Origin of the sequence: Nonomuraea sp. NPDC046570 (assembly GCF_040645915.1) — a bacterium.
Taxonomy (GTDB): Bacteria; Actinomycetota; Actinomycetes; order Streptosporangiales; family Streptosporangiaceae; genus Nonomuraea.
The window spans coordinates 94501-109289 of the sequence record NZ_JBEYZF010000004.1; the positions used below are offsets into that span (position 1 = coordinate 94501).

The window sequence follows — 14789 nt, forward strand, 5'->3', positions numbered from 1 at the left end:
GCTCTCCTATCCGTAGACGATCCGGCGTAGCTGCCGCAGGGACAGCTCCGGGGCCGCGACGCGGCGCGCCGGCAGTTCGGCGGCGATCCGGGGGAAGATCTCGTCGTTGGTGAGCCCGCGAGCCTTGAGCTCGCCATGACGCCGCCGGACGAACTCCTCGACCGGCTCGGAGAAGTACGCCAGCACGTCGGCCACCACCCTCTCGGCCTCACCGGGGCCGAGCGGGCTCGTCCTCATGAGATGGACGATGAGGTCCTCATTGGGATGCCGTGCCGTGGACACAGTCGAGGACACTACGCACGCTGAACGAGACACGCCAACATCTTGCCCGATATCGGGCAGGAATATGCGCTTGAGTCGGGTTGCTACAGAAGGGATTTGATTGGTTACTCTTAGTAGTTACTTCTGATCACGTGGGAGCTGACATGCCGATCTGGGTCACCGCCGTCCTCATCGCCGGCGCCATCTCCATACCCGGCCAGCCCCAGCCGGACCGGCAGGCCGACTTCCGGCAGGCGGCCCTGGAGTACGGGGTGCCGGAGAGCGTCCTGCTCGGGGTGTCGTACCTGCAGTCCCGGTGGGACGGCAACGCGGGGCAGCCGAGCGTGGCCGGGGGGTTCGGGCCGATGCACCTGGTGGACGCCGTGGCCGTGCCGCGGGGTGCGCATCATCTGGGGGATCCGCGCGGTGACGCCGAGCGGCCGATGCGGGTCACGGAGGCGCCCGCCGTACCGCCCGCCGCCGTGGAGCGGACCCTGCGGCAGGCCGCGCGGCTGACCGGGGTGCCGCCCGCGCGGCTGCGGCGGGACCCGGCCGCGAACATCAGGGGCGGCGCCGCGCTGCTGGCCGAATACCAGCGGCAGGCCGGTGGCGAGGCGAGCGCCGACCCCGCGCGCTGGTACCCGGCCGTCGCCCGGTACGGGGGCTCGTCCGCCGGGTTCGCGCAGCAGGTCTTCGAGGTGATCAGGCAGGGCGCCGAGCGCACCACCGACGACGGCTCCCGGGTACGGCTCCCGCCCCGGGCGGACCTGCCCGTCCCGGCCCTGCGCCGCGCCGCGAGCCGGGCCGACTGCCCCGAGTCCCTGGCCTGCGAGTGGATGCCCGCCGCCCACAAGCGCTTCGGCAAGGGCGACTACGGCAACCACGACCGGCTCAACCGGCCGCGCCGGATCGACTACATCGTCATCCACGACACCGAGGGCTCCTACGGGGGCATCCCCTCACTGGTGTCCAACCCCGAGTACGTGAGCTGGCACTACACCATCCGCTCCCGCGACGGGCACGTCGCCCAGCACGTGCGGACCGGGGACATCGCCTGGCACGCCGGCAACTGGGACGTCAACAGCCGCTCCATCGGCATCGAGCACGAGGGCTACCTGGCCAAGGGCGGCACCTGGTACACCGAGGCGATGTACCGCTCGTCGGCCGCCCTGGTGCAGCACCTCGCCACCCGCTTCGACGTCCCGCTCGACCGGGCGCACGTCATCGGCCACGACAACGTGCCCGGCACCACGGCCTCGCAGGTGCCGGGCATGCACGAGGATCCCGGCCCGTACTGGGACTGGGCCCGGTACTTCGAGCTGATGGGCGCCCCGATCACGGGCGCCGACGAAGGCGAGTCGGTGATCATCAAGCCGGACTACGAGAACAACGCGCAGCCGTTCACCGGCTGCCGCAAGAGCGAGCGTGCCTGCCCCGCGCACGGCGCCTCCACCGTCTGGCTGCACACCGCCCCCCGCCCTGACGCGCCGCTGGTGGACGACATCGGCAAGCGGGTCGGCGCGCCCTCGACGTACAGCGTCTACGACCACAGCGCCCGCGCCTCCACCGGCCAGCGGTACGCCGTGGCCGGCCGCGAGGGCGACTGGACCGCCATCTGGTACCTCGGCCACCGGGCCTGGTTCCACAACCCGCCGGACGCCCCCACCGCGATCACCGCCACCGGCCGCCTGATCACCCCACTCCACGACAAGGTCCCCGTGTACGGCCGCGCCTACCCCGAGAAGTCCGCCTACCCCCGGGGCGTCACCTTCCAGCCCCCCTCCCCTCTGCAGTACACCCTGCGCACCGGCCAGACCTACGCCTCCGGCCTGACGCTGAACGGCACCTACCACGCGGCCGGCTCCTTCAGGCCGTCCAGGCATGTGACCGTCCGGGGCAAGCTCCGCTACCACCAGATCCAGCTCGGCCACCGGATGATGTTCGTCCGTGCCAAGGACGTCAGCGTGATCAACTAATTTTCGGACATTTCGTACGGCTTCCGTCTCGCCCGTCGCTCCTTGCACACACGCACTCCACGAAGGCGATAGGGTTTTCTCCGTGGCCGGCCAAGGTGTACGGCCCACGCGGAAGTGGCTCAGTGGTAGAGCATCACCTTGCCAAGGTGAGGGTCGCGGGTTCGAATCCCGTCTTCCGCTCGGAGTTCGACTCCTGGTGGAGTGGCCGAGAGGCGAGGCAGCGGCCTGCAAAGCCGCGTACACGGGTTCAAATCCCGTCTCCACCTCGTTGCGGGTCAGCGGAACCCCAGGGATCCGCTAAAGTAGTGCAAGCGACATGCGGAAGTGGCTCAGTGGTAGAGCATCACCTTGCCAAGGTGAGGGTCGCGGGTTCGAATCCCGTCTTCCGCTCCACGGACGATTAGCTCAGCGGGAGAGCGCTTCCCTGACACGGAAGAGGTCACAGGTTCAATCCCTGTATCGTCCACCACGCTCCATCGGAGCCCAGCCCCAGCTCACGGCCTCAGCCGAGAGCCTGGGGCTTCTTGTTTTCTCTGATCATTTCGGGTTGTTGTCAGCACCGGTGCTGATGATCCTTTCCGCCCAGCAAGCGGAACGGGCAGCCTGCAGCCACCCATGAAGGTCGCTTCACAGACCGAAGTCGGACAGGCAGGCGTCCAGGCCGTGAATTTCGACAGGGACCGGGCAAACGAAATCGTGGCGATTCACGCGGAGCCGCTGATCGATGCGGCGCTCGCCCTGAACCACTCGGGTGGTGATGCCGTCCGGTTGGTAGCCGAGCTTGCGGGAGACCGCCAACGACGCCGGGTTGTCCACGAACGCCGATGAGGTGGCCGTCTCTGCGTCCAGCCCGTCGAAGGCGAGATTCAGGATGGCGGCGCGCATCTCGGTGCCCAGGCCCTTGCCCTGCCAGGCGCGCCCGAGCCAGGAGCCGCTGGAGACCTCCCGGCTGGTCGCGAAGTCCGTCGCGCCGATGTCTTGGCAGCCGATGACTTGGCCGTCGTGCACGACGACGAAGTTGGCCCGCCATTCCTCGGGCCGCCACGTGGCAAGCATCCCGAGATAGTGCTTGATCGTGTTGCGTGGCAACTGGTCGGCGGGTGCCTCGGTCCACGGTTGGAGGAACGGCATGAAGCCGGGCTCATGTACCCCCTCCAGTGCCCGGTCGGCTAGTTCGTCCAGGTCCGCAAAAGAGGGCAGCCGCAGTTCCAGGCGGGGCGTGGTAAGGCGGAGATCGAATAGAGGCCAGTGGCGCATACCCGGTGATTATCCCCGCACGCCCGCCATACGGCATCCGGATTAATCCCTTGTCGATCCTGGCGGACCGTCCGTCTCGGGGTCGGCCACGAAGCTCCCCAGGCCAGGAACGGTCACTCAGCCCTCAAGGCTCTGTGAACCTTCTGCCCTGCGCCCGTGGCGATGCCGAACTCGCTTGAGGAGGCTTGGGACCGCGCCCTTGAGGTCATGGAAAACGCCTATCAGGAAGGGATCTCAGCCTCAGGTGATCGCGACCCCGGAAACCAGGAGCCGAAGCCCGCCGCCGTGGGGCAGACTGTGCGGAATGACGCGTGGGATCGTGAAGTTCTGGAAGGCCGAGAAGGGGTGGGGGGCGATCTCCTCGCCTGAGCTTCCTGAGGGGCGTGACGCCTTCGCTCACTTCAGCGATGTCGTCGGAGAGGGCTACCGGGTGTTGGACGCCGGGGACATCGTGGAGTTCACCCTGCTGGAAAGACGGCAGGACAGTTTCGACTTCTGCGCCACCGACGTCCGTAAGGTGTGACCTGGTAGTCGATCCGAATCATGCTTTCTTTCGTACGGCACCGCGCACCATTTCCCCGCGGTCCGCTCATCCCATGGCTGCTGGGAATCCTCGGGCGGTGACTGCCGTTGCCGATTCGTCTGGCGGCCCGCGCCATGGCGGGTAATCGCGGCCTATGTCAGCTCATAGGTCAGAAATGTGTTGCTCCCCTCTCGGGCCAGGACCCACAGTCCGGTAGTGCCCGGTATCGGCTCGATGCGCCCCACGTGCCCGCGGGGGAGGATGGATCTGGTCCAGCGGCCTTTCCGGAGGTTGAGGACGTAGGGCCGGCCGCGGTCGGGATTCGCCCCGATCCACACGCCGCCCACCTTGTCGGCCCGGATGGAGGTGAGCGTCGTCGAGCCGAGCGGGAGGTTCGCCTGCTGCCAGGACGTGCCGTTCCAGTGCAGGACCGCCTGTCGCGCGGACGCGACGCCCCCGCAGGATCCGGATGGCTTGACCTCGATGTCGGCGAGGGCCCACGCTTCGTTTCTGGCGCCGGCCGCGAGTGCCTTGACGCGGAGCGCGGGTGTCGGCTGGTGCTCACAGCCGCGCCGAGCCGGTGACGACGGCACCGGCATCGAGGGTGAGGGCAGCAAGGCCCAGCCGGAGCCGACGCGTCGGATCACCCGGATCATGCCCTGGTCCGCGACGAGCCCCCACAACTCTCCGGGACCGGCCGCGACGACGTGCTCCACCAGGGCGTAGTCGTCGAACGGATCCGGCTTGGGCACCCTTCGCCAGGAGGCGCCGTCCCAGCGGCTGAGGGCGGCACCCACATAGCTATCCGGATCACCGGTCTCGGCGATCCACACCTCGTTCCGGCTCGCCACGGCGACCGAGGCCCGCGTGTACCGACTGGGCCAGAGCCGGGCCACCCACCGGCCCTTGACCAGTTGCCATGGGCGATCTCCACCGAACAGCCACAGATCGTCCCCCGTCGGCGAGGTGGCGAACATCGCGGAATAGACCCACTTGAAGCCCTTGGGGAGTACGGCGGGCCGCCAGGCGGTCCCGTCCCACCGCATGATGGACCAGGAGGGCGCCAGCGGCTTGTGTTGGACTATCGACCAAGCTTCCTTCGGGCCCGTCGCGGCCATCCACCCATCGGCTCCTCGCCCCGTGTGCGTCAGCCGCCAGGTGGCCTTCGCCTCTTCCACCCGCAGGGCGGGCACCTGCTCGACGGCACCGCATCCCGCGAGCAGCAAAAGGAGCACGACGAGGACCCTCATGAAAGATCACGATAAGCGAAGCCATGACCTGATCGCCTGGTCTTCGAAGCCGATCGGTGCGAATTGAACAGCACATCGCAGCTTGGCGATCGCCAAGGGCACTGCGTCACGTGAAGGTCAGGACCAGCCCGCTGGCGATGCCCAGCAGGAGGGACAGCGCGGCGGCCACGCAGGCGATGGCGACGGGTCCGGGAGCCGCCTGAACCCCCTCGCCCGTGGCGAAGAGCGGCCTGAGCCACCTCAGGTAGTAGAAGAGGCTGGCCACGGTGTTGAGCACGGCGACCACGGCCAGCCAGGCGAATCCGCCGTCCCAGGCGGCGGCGAAGACGAGCAGCTTGCCGACGAACACCGCCGTCGGCGTGCCGACCAGTCCGAGCAGGCAGACGGCCAGGCTCGCCGCCAGGCCGGGATGCCGCCTGGCCAGCCCCTGGTACCCGGTCAGCGAGTCCGTGCCCGCCGCGACGACCACGGCGAACGCGCCGCGACCACCCGCGAGGAGCCCTGGGTCACGTCGGGCACCCAGAAGTGCGCGGGCACCCCGCCCGCCTTGAACAGCAGGCCCGCCAGCAGGGCGACGACCGTCACGGCGACGGCGGGTGCGGGGGCGACGGCCAGCCGCTCCCCCAGCCTCTCGTAGGAGGTGGACCCGGCCAGGCCGTACGCCAGCGTCACCTCGGACAGCATGAGCACGCCGAGGAAGGCGCCCATGAGGTAGTACTTCAGCGCGGCCTCGACGCCGTGGCGGTCCTTGGCGAACCCGGCCAGCGCGTAGGCGGGGATGCCGGCCAGCAGGTCGGCGGCCACCAGGACGAGCAGGTCGTTCGCGCCCGCGAGCAGGACGGTGCCGAGGGCGGCCAGCAGGAGCAGCGTGTGGACCTCCGTCTCCCGGTCGTGGCCGCGCGCCCAGCCCGCGGCGAGTGCCACGACCAGCAGCGTCGCGGCGGCGACCGAGCAGCAGCGGGCTCCTGGCCATCGCCAGCAGCGGCGGGCCGGCCTGGAGCCCGGCGAACAGCCGTTCCACCTCCTCCTGGGCGCCCAGGCGGCGGCGCAGCAGCAGGCGCAGCGCGGTGTCGTCGAGTTCGCCGATCTTCACGATCCGCTGGAAGTGCGGCGACAGCTCGCCGTGGTAGACCTCGTCGCGGCAGGTCAGCACCATGGCGCGCGGAATGTAGGTGTCCTGGACGTCGGCGGGCGTGTCGTCGGGCCGGAAGGCGGACGAGTGGGCGGCGTGGGCGGTTCGCAGCGCCTTGGCGTACCCGCGTAGCTGGCGTCTGCTGAGGAACTCGCGCGCGGCCTTCCTGCGGACGGCCGAGTCCAGCGAGCGGCGGCCGAGGTCTTCGACGATGCCGCCAGCGAAGCTGTTGAGTGCCCACAGCAGGACCGCGAGCAGCAGGGCCACGCCGCCGTACGGAAGCAGTTCCTCCACGGCGGTCATCACGCTTCCCTAGGTCAGGATCAACGTGATTGTCGGTCAGTCGGCGGCCTGGGTCCAGGGGTTGTAGTCGGCTTCGAGGGGTTCCTGGTCCGGGCGGAGGTGTTCGGGGACGTGCTGGAGGTTCACCCTGATCCTGGTCCAGGTGGAGCTGCGCCCGCGCATGGCGTCGACGAGCACGTCGGTGGGCTCCAGGTACGGCACGACCTCGGGGTGCCCGGCCTTCCAGCGGCCGAGGGCGGCCAGGCCCTCGTCCTGGTGCTGGGTACGGGCGATCTCGACGACCGGCACCTCCAGCCGTTCGGGCGGCGGCTCCTGTGACTCGGCGAGTTCGAGGAGCCCGGTGAGCGAGCCCGGGTACAGGTCCATGTCCTCCCACGGGTCGCCGATCGCTGCGTAGCGGGCGGGCACGGTGTCCACGGTGTACGCCCCGGGCCGGCAGCCGGGGACCTCGTCCCAGGTCAGCGGGGTGGAGACGCGGGCGTCGGGGACGGGCCTGACGGAGTAGGCGGAGGCGACGGTGTGGTCGTAGGCGTTCTGGTTGTAGTCGACGAAGACGCCGTGCCGTTCCTCCTTCCACCAGCGGCTGGTGGCGAGGCCGGGGGCGCGGCGCTCGACCTCGCGGGCGACCGCCTCGGCGGCGGCGCGGACGTCGGCGAAGCTCCAGCGCGGCTCGATGCGCGCGTAGACGTGGAAGCCGCGCGAGCCGGACGTCTTCGGCCAGGCGGTGAGGCCGTGGTCGGCCAGCACCTCGCGTGACACCTGGGCGACCTCCAGCACCTGCCCCCAGGGCACGCCGGGCACCGGGTCGAGGTCGATGCGCAGCTCGTCGGGCCTGGCCAGGTCGGCGACCCGCACGGGGTGCGGGTTGAGGTCGACGCAGCCCAGGTTGACCACCCACAGCAGGGCGGCGAGGTCGCCGACGACGACCTCCTCGGCGCTGGTGCCGGAGCGGTAGCGCAGCTCGGCCACCTCGATCCAGTCGGGGCGCTTGGCGGGCGCGCGCTTCTGGAAGAACGCCTCCCGCTCCACCCCGTGCACGTACCGCTTGAGGATCATCGGCCGCCCTGCCACTCCGCGCAGCGCCCCCTCGGCCACCGCCCGGTAGTAGCCGATCAGGTCGAGCTTGGTGTGCCCGCCGCGCGGGAAGACGACCTTGTCGGGACTGGTGACCCGTACGTTCCGCCCGGCGGCCTCGATGTCCGGCATAGAAGTCACCTTACGTTCATCCAGATGATCTACGCTTCGCCCCCTCAAATCAGCCGGGATCACAACGACTTCATAACGGTACGGCGCGCCACCCCGACCTGCGGGGGGTCGAGGCCAGCCCGGTGCATCTTCTACTGGTCAGGAGCGCTACCGTATGCCGCGTGCAGATCTATGACCTGATCGCCTACGACGAGCGGCTCCGGATGGTGCCCTCTGACAGGGAGAAGCTGGCCACCGCGGTGGCCGAGGTACGTCACGGAGGTGACATCCGCTCGCTACGCGCCGCCGGAGTGGGCCTGCTGGCCCTCGGAGAGTACGGCGAGGCGTTCGAGTACCTGTACCGCGCGCTCGACGCCGCGGAGACCGACAGGCAGACCATCGACGTGCTGATCAACCTGGGTGACGTCCACCGTTACTCGGACGACCAGCCGGGCGCCGAGGAGTGCTACGAGGCCGCCCTCGACCTGGCTCGCCGTTCGGAGCCGGACCTGGTCGCGCCGATCGAGGCGGCCCTCGGGACCCTGCAGACCGCCTAGTCAGGGCAGCAGGCCGCGCATCCGTTCGATCTCGGCGGACTGCGCGGCGTCGATGTCCGTCGCCAGACGGCGGACGGCCGGGTCGGTCCCGCCGTCGAGGACCGCCGCCGCGAGGTCGAGCGCGCCCTCATGATGGACGATCATCTCCCGCAGGAAGAGCCGGTCGAAGGCTTCTCCGCGCGCCGCCTTCAGCGCACCCATGTCGTGTCCGTGCCCGTGCGGCGCGGTACGGCCGAGCCGTCCGAGCCAGGCCGTCAGCCAGGTGATCTCCGCCTCCTGCGAGAGCGCGACCCTGGTGGCGAGCGCGCGCACCGGAGCCGAGGTGGTCCGGGACGGCACCAGCAGAGCCATGTCGAGCGCCGCCCGATGATGGGTGATCATCGCCTCGGCGAAGCGCACGTCGGCCGCGTTGGGGCCCTGTTCGCGGCCGAGCCGCCGGCCGGGGGTGGCCGTGGCCGCGGGCTGTCCCGGTTCGCCGGGAACGATCACCGGGGGGCCGCCGCTGGGCACCACGCCGCGTTCGGGGGGCTGCGCCGTACACCCGCACAGGGTCAGAGCTACCAAGGCGACGATCATCGCGCTACGGTCCATATGGGGAAAAGCTACGACGAACGGGGTAGCTGTGCGACGGGGACTTCTGGCCGGTTTACTCTGCCTGGCGCTGGCCGCCTGTACGGCGCCGGCTCCGGGCGCCGCGCCGCCGGAACCACTGCCCGTCCTCGAACCCACCGGGAAGCCGATCACCGCCGAGGACATCGGTGAGTACGACGGCACCGCCCGGCACAGCGACAACCTGCGGCTGGTGGCCAGCGTGGCCAGGCGGGCGCCGCTGAACACCGAGGCGGCCCTCGGCACCGACCTGGCCTTCACCGGCGACCATGTGATCGAGGGCAACTACGAGGGCTTCACGATCTACGACATCGCCGCGCCGGAGAAGGCGTCCATCGTCAGCCAGGTGTACTGCCCCGGCATCCAGAACGACGTCACGGTCAGCGGCGACCTGCTGTTCCTGTCGGTGGACGCGGCGACGCTCGGGCCCGGCTGCCAGAGCCCGCCGTACACGGGGCAGGGCGAGGAGCGCTGGGAGGGGGTGCGGATCTTCGACATCAAGGACAAGCGCGCCCCCCGCTACGTGGGCGCGGTCGCCACGCCGTGCGGGTCGCACACCGCCACGCTCGTGCCCGCCGCCACGCCGGACATGGTGCACCTCTACGTCTCCTCCGCGCCGGGCCGTACGCGCTTCCCCGAATGCGTCGGGCACCAGGGCAGGCTCGCGGTCGTCACCGTGCCGCTGGCCGACCCCGCGGCGGCGAAGCTGGCCGGCACGCCCGTGCTGATGCCCGACGGCGGCACCGAACTGCGCGGCAACTTCTCCAGCGGCGGCTGCCACGACGTCACCGTGTACCCGGCCAAGAAGCTGGCGGCGGCGGCGTGCAGCGGCGACGGGCTGCTGCTCGACATCTCCGACCCGGTCAAGCCCAAGGTGCTGGACCGGCTGCAGGACGAGAAGCACTTCGGCTACTGGCACTCGGCGGTGTTCAGCGAGGACGGGACCAAGGTGGTCTTCTCCGACGAGTTCGGCGGCGGCCTGTCGGTGGTGTGCGACCCCAAGGCCGGGGACACCCTCGGCGGCAACGGCGTCTACACCGTCAAGGACGGCAAGCTGCGCCTGCGCGGCTACTTCAAGATCCCGCGCAAGTCGGCGGCGCCGGAGACCTGCAGCGCGCACAACGGCTCGCTGGTGCCGGTCAAGGACCGCGACGTCATGGTGCAGGGCTGGTACGAGGGCGGGATCTCGGTCATCGACTTCTCCGACCCGGCCGCGCCCGAGGAGATCGCCTTCTTCGAGCGCGGCCGGTCGCCGTACTCCAGCCCGGACGAGTACGGCGGCTCCTGGTCGGCCTACTTCTACAACGGCTACATCTACTCCAGCGACATGTACAAGGGGCTGGACGTACTGAAGCTGACCGGCGTGCCGCTGGAGGAGCAGCGGCTGACCGAGTTCAACGCGCAGACCCAGCCGGGCTAGACACTCCCGAAGCCGCCCCGGTTCGCCGCAGCTAGACGCCGCCGAAGTCGCCGTGCCGGCCCGCGCCCGCGGCGAACCGGGCCGCGCCGATGACCGCGTCGCCGAGCGAGGTCATGCCGTGGCGCAGCTCGTTGACGATCGCCTCCGCCTCGGGCAGGCCCTCCTGTTCGAGCGCCGACAGCCGGTCGCCGCGCAGGCACCGCTGCGGGAAGCGGGCCAGCTCCCGGGCCAGCTCCTCGGCCGCCTGCCGCGAGCCGCCGTCCGGGACGACCCGGTTGGCCAGGCCCATGGCGAGCGCCTCGGCGGCGGGGACCGGGCGGCCGGTGAGGATCAGGTCCATCGCCCGGCTCAGGCCGATGAGACGCGGGAGCCGTACGGTGCCGCCGTCGATCAGCGGCACCCCCCAGCGGCGGCAGAAGACGCCGAACACGGCCGACTCCTCGGCCACCCGCAGGTCGCACCAGAGCGCCAGCTCCAGCCCACCGGCCACCGCGTGCCCGGCCACGGCCGCGACGACCGGCTTGGACAGCCGCATCCTGGTCGGCCCCATCGGCCCGCCGCCCTCCTCGCCGACGTGGTTGTCGAGCCGCTTCAGGTCGGCACCCGCGCAGAAGGTACCGCCCTCCCCCCACAGCACCGCGACGGCCGCGTCCGACTCCTCGAACGCGGTGAACGCCTCCACCAGCGCGTCGGCGGTCTCACGGTCCACGGCATTACGGGCCTGCGGCCTGCTCAGCACGACGGTGGTGACGGGGCCTTCGGTCTCGACTCGCACACTCATGGCTCATCCCTACCCGAGTGCACCCGCCAGGAGCGCGTCGAAGTGGTCCGCGGCGGGGGCGTCAAGGCCGCGCAGCGGGCCCCGGTCGGCCAGGTGCGCCTCGGCGTAGAGCCTGGCCACCAGCGCCTTGCGGCCGTCGTCGAGACCCCAGGTCGCCTGCTCCTCCAGTAGGGCGGCGGCGTAGACATCGGCCATGAACTGGGCCAGCGGGTACAGCCGCGCCTCGGCGGTGGCGGTGTCCAGCGCCTGCCACGCCTCCACGGCCTTGGCCAGGTCCTCGATCCGCTCGGCGACCAGCGGCGAGGTGGCCGCCGCCCGCAGCCGGTCCAGGAACGGCAGGTGGGCCCGCTCCTTGGCCATCGCCCGCCGTACGTCCAGGCAGAGGATGTTGTCTCCTCCTTCCCAGATGGGGTTGACCTGGGCGTCGCGGAGGAGGCGGGCGACCGGCCACTGTTCGATGTAGCCGTTGCCGCCGTGGATCTCGATGGCGTCGCTGGCCGCGGTGACGCCGAGCCTGGCGGCGCGCAGCTTGATCAGTGCGGGCGCGAGGCGCAGGCGGGGGCCGCAGTAGCCGTCGAAGACCAGTGCCTGGGCGGCCTCGACCTCGACGATCAGCTCGGCGAGTTTCCTGCGCATCAGCGGCTGTTCGATGAGCGGCTTGCCGAACGCCTCGCGGACCCGGGCGTAGCAGAGGGACTCGACCAGCGCGCGGCGGGCGACGCCCACGCCCATCATGGCGACACCGAGCCTGGAGCCCTGGGTCAGCCGCATCATCGTGGACAGCCCTGAGCCCTCGCCCGAGCCGGGCCCGGCCAGCAGGAACGCCTCCGCGCCGGTGAACTCCACCTCGGCCGAGGCGACCGAGCGGGTGCCGAGTTTGTCCTTGAGCCGCCTGATCCGCACCCCGTTGCGCGAGCCGTCGCGCCGGTCCCACAGCACCAGGAACGGCGCCACGCCGCGTACGCCGTCGTCGGCGCCGACGGGCTTGGCCAGCACCACGAAGGCCGAGCCGTTGGCGTTGGAGGCGAACCACTTGTACCCGCTGAGGCGCCACGCCTCCCCGTCGGGCTCGGCGGTGGCCTCCAGCGCGCCGAGGTCGGAGCCGCCGGTCCGCTCGGTGAGCATCTGGGCGGCCTCGCCCGCGTAGAAGCCGTCCTTGAACAGCTCGCGGACGCGCGCCTTGACGTCGTCGGGGGCGTACCGCTCGGCCAGGCCCACCACCATGTCGCCGCCGGTGCCCATGGCGCAGGCCATGCCGATGTCGGCCTGGTCGAGCAGGTAGGTCCAGGCGGCCCCGAGCGCCACCGGGTCGGCGCCGTTCTCCCGCGCCTCGGCGGCGAACCGCGGCGAGGTGAGGCTGTTGTCCAGCAGGTCGCGCCTGGCCGCGAGGAAGGAGGCGGGCATGACGACCTGGCTGATGTCGCGCCCCCACCGGTCGTACTTCTCCAGCCGCGGCGGGTTGCGGTCGGTCTCCTCGGCGTGCCGCGCGACAGAGCCGCCCATGAGCGCCCCGACCTCCTCCAGGTACGGCTCCGCCCAGGCGAGCCCCTGTTCGCCCAGGTGCCGGCGCATCAGCAGCCGGAGCGAGGGATCGCAGGTCCACCAGTTGAGCCCGACCGCCCCCTGGTAGCGCTCGGTGGCGTAGCGCCCGGACTTGTCCTCGGAGCCGAACGGCAGGCGGTCCGCTGGTTCGATGAGATAGTGCGACATTCTCGGAGTGTTACATATAATCGACACGCGATGGAAGACCGTAACATGTACAAGCCGCTCACCGCCCGCTCAGCCGTGCTGAGCGCGCTGCTGGGCAGCCACCCCCCGACCCTGGCCGCGCGCCACCTGGTCCGCATCGGCGAGCTGTTCGGCATCGCCGAGGGCACCGTCCGGGTGGCGCTGTCCCGGATGGTCGCCGCGGGCGACCTGACGCAGGACAACGGCCGCTACGCGCTGGCCGAGCGGCTGCTGGAGCGCCAGGCCCGGCAGGACGAGAGCCGCTCCCCGCACACCCGCCACTGGGACGGCACCTGGGAGATCGCCATCGTCACCGCGGAACGGCGCGCGCCCGCCGACCGGGCCGCGCTGCGGCACACGATGAACGCGCTGCGCCTGGCCGAGCTGCGCGAGGGCACCTGGCTGCGGCCGGCGAACCTGCTGCGCGCGTGGCCCGAGATCGTCACCGCCCAGTGCACGCTCATCGAGGGCCGCCCGCACGACGACCCGACGGCCCTGCTGTGGGACCTGGAGGGCTGGGCGGCCCACGCCAGGCTGCTGATGACGCGGCTCCAGGCGGCAGGCGAGCTCGCCGAGGGCTTCCTGGTGTCGGCCGCGGTGCTGCGCCACCTGCTGGCCGACCCGCTGCTGCCGCCCGCGCTGCTACCGGCCGCCTGGCCCGGCGACGAGCTGCGCGCCCGCTACGAGGAGTTCGACGCCGGCTATCGCGAGCTGCTGGACAAGCACCTCAGAGACTGACCCCGAAGATCACCCGCTTGTCCTTGAACTCGGTGACGCTCCACAGCTGGTCGCCCTGCACCGTGAGGTCCTCGGGGCCGATCGGGAACGGCCTGACCACGCCGGTGCCGTCGGTGTCGACGACCAGCCGGCCGTTGGCCGACGGCCCGCCGGCCTGGCTCAGGTACCACTTGCCGCGGGCCGACACCGCGCCCTGGATCTTGGGCTGGGCGAGCTGGAAGGCGTCGCGCGCGGCGGCCACGCCCCCGCTGTCGCTCAGGGTGCCGTCGGCGTCGAGGTTCCAGCGGGCCACCCGGCCGATCGGGGCGTTCTCAACGTACTCCCCCGACACCAGCGCGTGCGGCGACAGGGTGCGGTCGATCGCGGCGAAGGAGAAGAGCGGCCCCGAGGCGGCCAGGCGCCAGCAGTCGGTCTGCGGGAGCACGTAGCGGTAGCCGAAGGCGTGGAAGCGCCCGCCGGAGCGCCCGATCCTCTCCGGGTCACCGAGGTCCTTCTGCGCGGTGCGCAGGTCGTAGATCCGGTTCATGTCGAAGACGCGCAGCCCTCGGGTGGTGTCGGCGACGTACAGCAGGTCCTCGTACCAGGCGACGCCGCCCGCGTGGATGTTGATCGGTCCGTAGGAGCCGTCCGGCTTGGCCTCGACCAGCAGCGCGTGCTGGTACCTCAGCGTCACCGGGCTCAGGAACGTCACCCTGACGCCGCGCTCGGGCACCGGCGGCTTGGGCTTGAAGTACCAGCTCGCCACGAACACCGGCACGCCCGCGTTGCCGGAGTCGGCGCCGCAGGTCAGGCCCTGCGGGTACCAGTCGACGGTGTCGTTGTCCTTCTCGTCGAAGGCGTACCAGTCCAGCGGTCTCGGCCTCATCGAGCCGAGCGCGCCGGCCGCCCCCCTGCGCACGGCACGCCGGTTGGCGTTCGCGAGCACCGCCTCCACCGCCGTGGCGCCCAGTTCCTTGCCCAGCTTCGCGGCCCCTTCGGCCACGGTTCCGGTCACCCGTTTCAGCGTGAACGGAGCCGCGTCGGCCGGGACCATGCCCGTGGCAGCCATGCCTCATCCCCTCGTTGCCGT

15 protein-coding genes and 4 tRNA genes are annotated in these 14789 nt (G+C 70.9%); 9 read left to right on the forward strand and 10 right to left on the reverse strand.

Translation table 11 applies throughout. The annotated features are described in order from the left end of the window. Nucleotides 1-6: 6 nt before the first annotated feature. Nucleotides 7-237, reverse strand: coding sequence for a hypothetical protein (locus tag ABZ911_RS08745; RefSeq protein WP_358053460.1), 231 nt, complete (start codon nucleotides 235-237; stop codon nucleotides 7-9). A gap of 188 nt (nucleotides 238-425) precedes the next feature. On the opposite strand from ABZ911_RS08745, the gene ABZ911_RS08750 reads away from it, so the two are divergent. From ABZ911_RS08750 to ABZ911_RS08770, 5 genes are all read left to right on the forward strand, one after another. Beyond that, nucleotides 426-2237 carry an N-acetylmuramoyl-L-alanine amidase gene (locus ABZ911_RS08750; protein WP_358053462.1) on the forward strand — a complete coding sequence of 604 codons (1812 nt, stop codon included), beginning with the start codon at nucleotides 426-428 and terminating at the stop codon, nucleotides 2235-2237. A gap of 108 nt (nucleotides 2238-2345) precedes the next feature. Next, nucleotides 2346-2417 (forward strand) — tRNA-Gly (locus ABZ911_RS08755). A 15-nt stretch (nucleotides 2418-2432) separates the two neighbouring features. Continuing rightward, nucleotides 2433-2503: transfer RNA gene (locus ABZ911_RS08760), tRNA-Cys, on the forward strand. Between the two features lie 52 nt (nucleotides 2504-2555). Beyond that, nucleotides 2556-2630 (forward strand) — tRNA-Gly (locus ABZ911_RS08765). 1 nt (nucleotide 2631) lies between these two features. Further along, a tRNA-Val gene (locus ABZ911_RS08770) sits at nucleotides 2632-2706 on the forward strand. A gap of 158 nt (nucleotides 2707-2864) precedes the next feature. Here the strand turns inward: ABZ911_RS08770 and ABZ911_RS08775 are convergent. After that, nucleotides 2865-3494, reverse strand: a complete 630-nt coding sequence (locus ABZ911_RS08775) for a GNAT family protein (RefSeq protein WP_358053465.1) — start codon at nucleotides 3492-3494, stop codon at nucleotides 2865-2867. 304 nt (nucleotides 3495-3798) lie between these two features. Between ABZ911_RS08775 and ABZ911_RS08780 the strand changes: the two genes are divergently transcribed. Continuing rightward, the gene (locus tag ABZ911_RS08780) at nucleotides 3799-4017 is read left to right on the forward strand and encodes a cold shock domain-containing protein (protein ID WP_358053467.1); all 219 of its coding nucleotides are present in this window, start codon (nucleotides 3799-3801) and stop codon (nucleotides 4015-4017) included. Between the two features lie 152 nt (nucleotides 4018-4169). Here ABZ911_RS08780 and ABZ911_RS08785 read toward each other — a convergent pair whose 3' ends face one another. The 4 genes from ABZ911_RS08785 to ligD form a co-directional block, all read right to left on the reverse strand. Further along, nucleotides 4170-5267: a hypothetical protein gene (locus tag ABZ911_RS08785; protein WP_358053469.1), complete on the reverse strand. Its 1098-nt coding sequence runs from the start codon at nucleotides 5265-5267 to the stop codon at nucleotides 4170-4172. A gap of 106 nt (nucleotides 5268-5373) precedes the next feature. Continuing rightward, entirely contained in the window at nucleotides 5374-5736 is a 363-nt protein-coding gene (locus ABZ911_RS08790) for a proton-conducting transporter membrane subunit (RefSeq protein ID WP_358053472.1), read from the reverse strand. After that, nucleotides 5706-6191 carry a proton-conducting transporter membrane subunit gene (locus ABZ911_RS08795; protein WP_358053474.1) on the reverse strand — a complete coding sequence of 162 codons (486 nt, stop codon included), beginning with the start codon at nucleotides 6189-6191 and terminating at the stop codon, nucleotides 5706-5708. Before ABZ911_RS08795 ends, ABZ911_RS08790 begins: the two co-directional genes overlap by 31 nt. 547 nt (nucleotides 6192-6738) lie before the next feature. Further along, a complete protein-coding gene (ligD, locus tag ABZ911_RS08800; protein WP_358053476.1) occupies nucleotides 6739-7908 on the reverse strand; it encodes a non-homologous end-joining DNA ligase in 1170 nt (389 codons plus the stop codon). A gap of 161 nt (nucleotides 7909-8069) precedes the next feature. Between ligD and ABZ911_RS08805 the strand changes: the two genes are divergently transcribed. Beyond that, the gene (locus ABZ911_RS08805) at nucleotides 8070-8444 is read left to right on the forward strand and encodes a tetratricopeptide repeat protein (RefSeq protein ID WP_358053478.1); all 375 of its coding nucleotides are present in this window, start codon (nucleotides 8070-8072) and stop codon (nucleotides 8442-8444) included. Here the strand turns inward: ABZ911_RS08805 and ABZ911_RS08810 are convergent, their stop codons facing one another. Continuing rightward, nucleotides 8445-9008 (reverse strand): DUF305 domain-containing protein, encoded by a 564-nt coding sequence (locus ABZ911_RS08810; RefSeq protein WP_358053481.1) that lies wholly within the window; start codon nucleotides 9006-9008, stop codon nucleotides 8445-8447. 58 nt (nucleotides 9009-9066) lie between these two features. Here ABZ911_RS08810 and ABZ911_RS08815 point away from each other — a divergent pair, with 58 nt between their 5' ends. Then, nucleotides 9067-10473, forward strand: coding sequence for a hypothetical protein (locus tag ABZ911_RS08815; protein ID WP_358053484.1), 1407 nt, complete (start codon nucleotides 9067-9069; stop codon nucleotides 10471-10473). Nucleotides 10474-10504: 31 nt separating this feature from the next. On the opposite strand, the gene ABZ911_RS08820 is transcribed toward ABZ911_RS08815, so the two are convergent. Continuing rightward, on the reverse strand, nucleotides 10505-11254 hold the full coding sequence (locus ABZ911_RS08820; protein ID WP_358053486.1) for a crotonase/enoyl-CoA hydratase family protein: 750 nt from the start codon (nucleotides 11252-11254) through the stop codon (nucleotides 10505-10507). A 9-nt stretch (nucleotides 11255-11263) separates the two neighbouring features. Continuing rightward, complete coding sequence (locus tag ABZ911_RS08825) at nucleotides 11264-12964, reverse strand: acyl-CoA dehydrogenase family protein (protein ID WP_358053488.1); 1701 nt, start codon at nucleotides 12962-12964, stop codon at nucleotides 11264-11266. 30 nt (nucleotides 12965-12994) lie between these two features. Between ABZ911_RS08825 and ABZ911_RS08830 the strand changes: the two genes are divergently transcribed. After that, complete coding sequence (locus ABZ911_RS08830; protein WP_358053491.1) at nucleotides 12995-13720, forward strand: PaaX family transcriptional regulator C-terminal domain-containing protein; 726 nt, start codon at nucleotides 12995-12997, stop codon at nucleotides 13718-13720. Here ABZ911_RS08830 and ABZ911_RS08835 read toward each other — a convergent pair. Then, the gene (locus ABZ911_RS08835; protein WP_358053493.1) at nucleotides 13710-14768 is read right to left on the reverse strand and encodes a hypothetical protein; all 1059 of its coding nucleotides are present in this window, start codon (nucleotides 14766-14768) and stop codon (nucleotides 13710-13712) included. The two genes, ABZ911_RS08830 and ABZ911_RS08835, sit on opposite strands and share 11 nt — an antisense overlap. Nucleotides 14769-14789 lie beyond the last annotated feature (21 nt).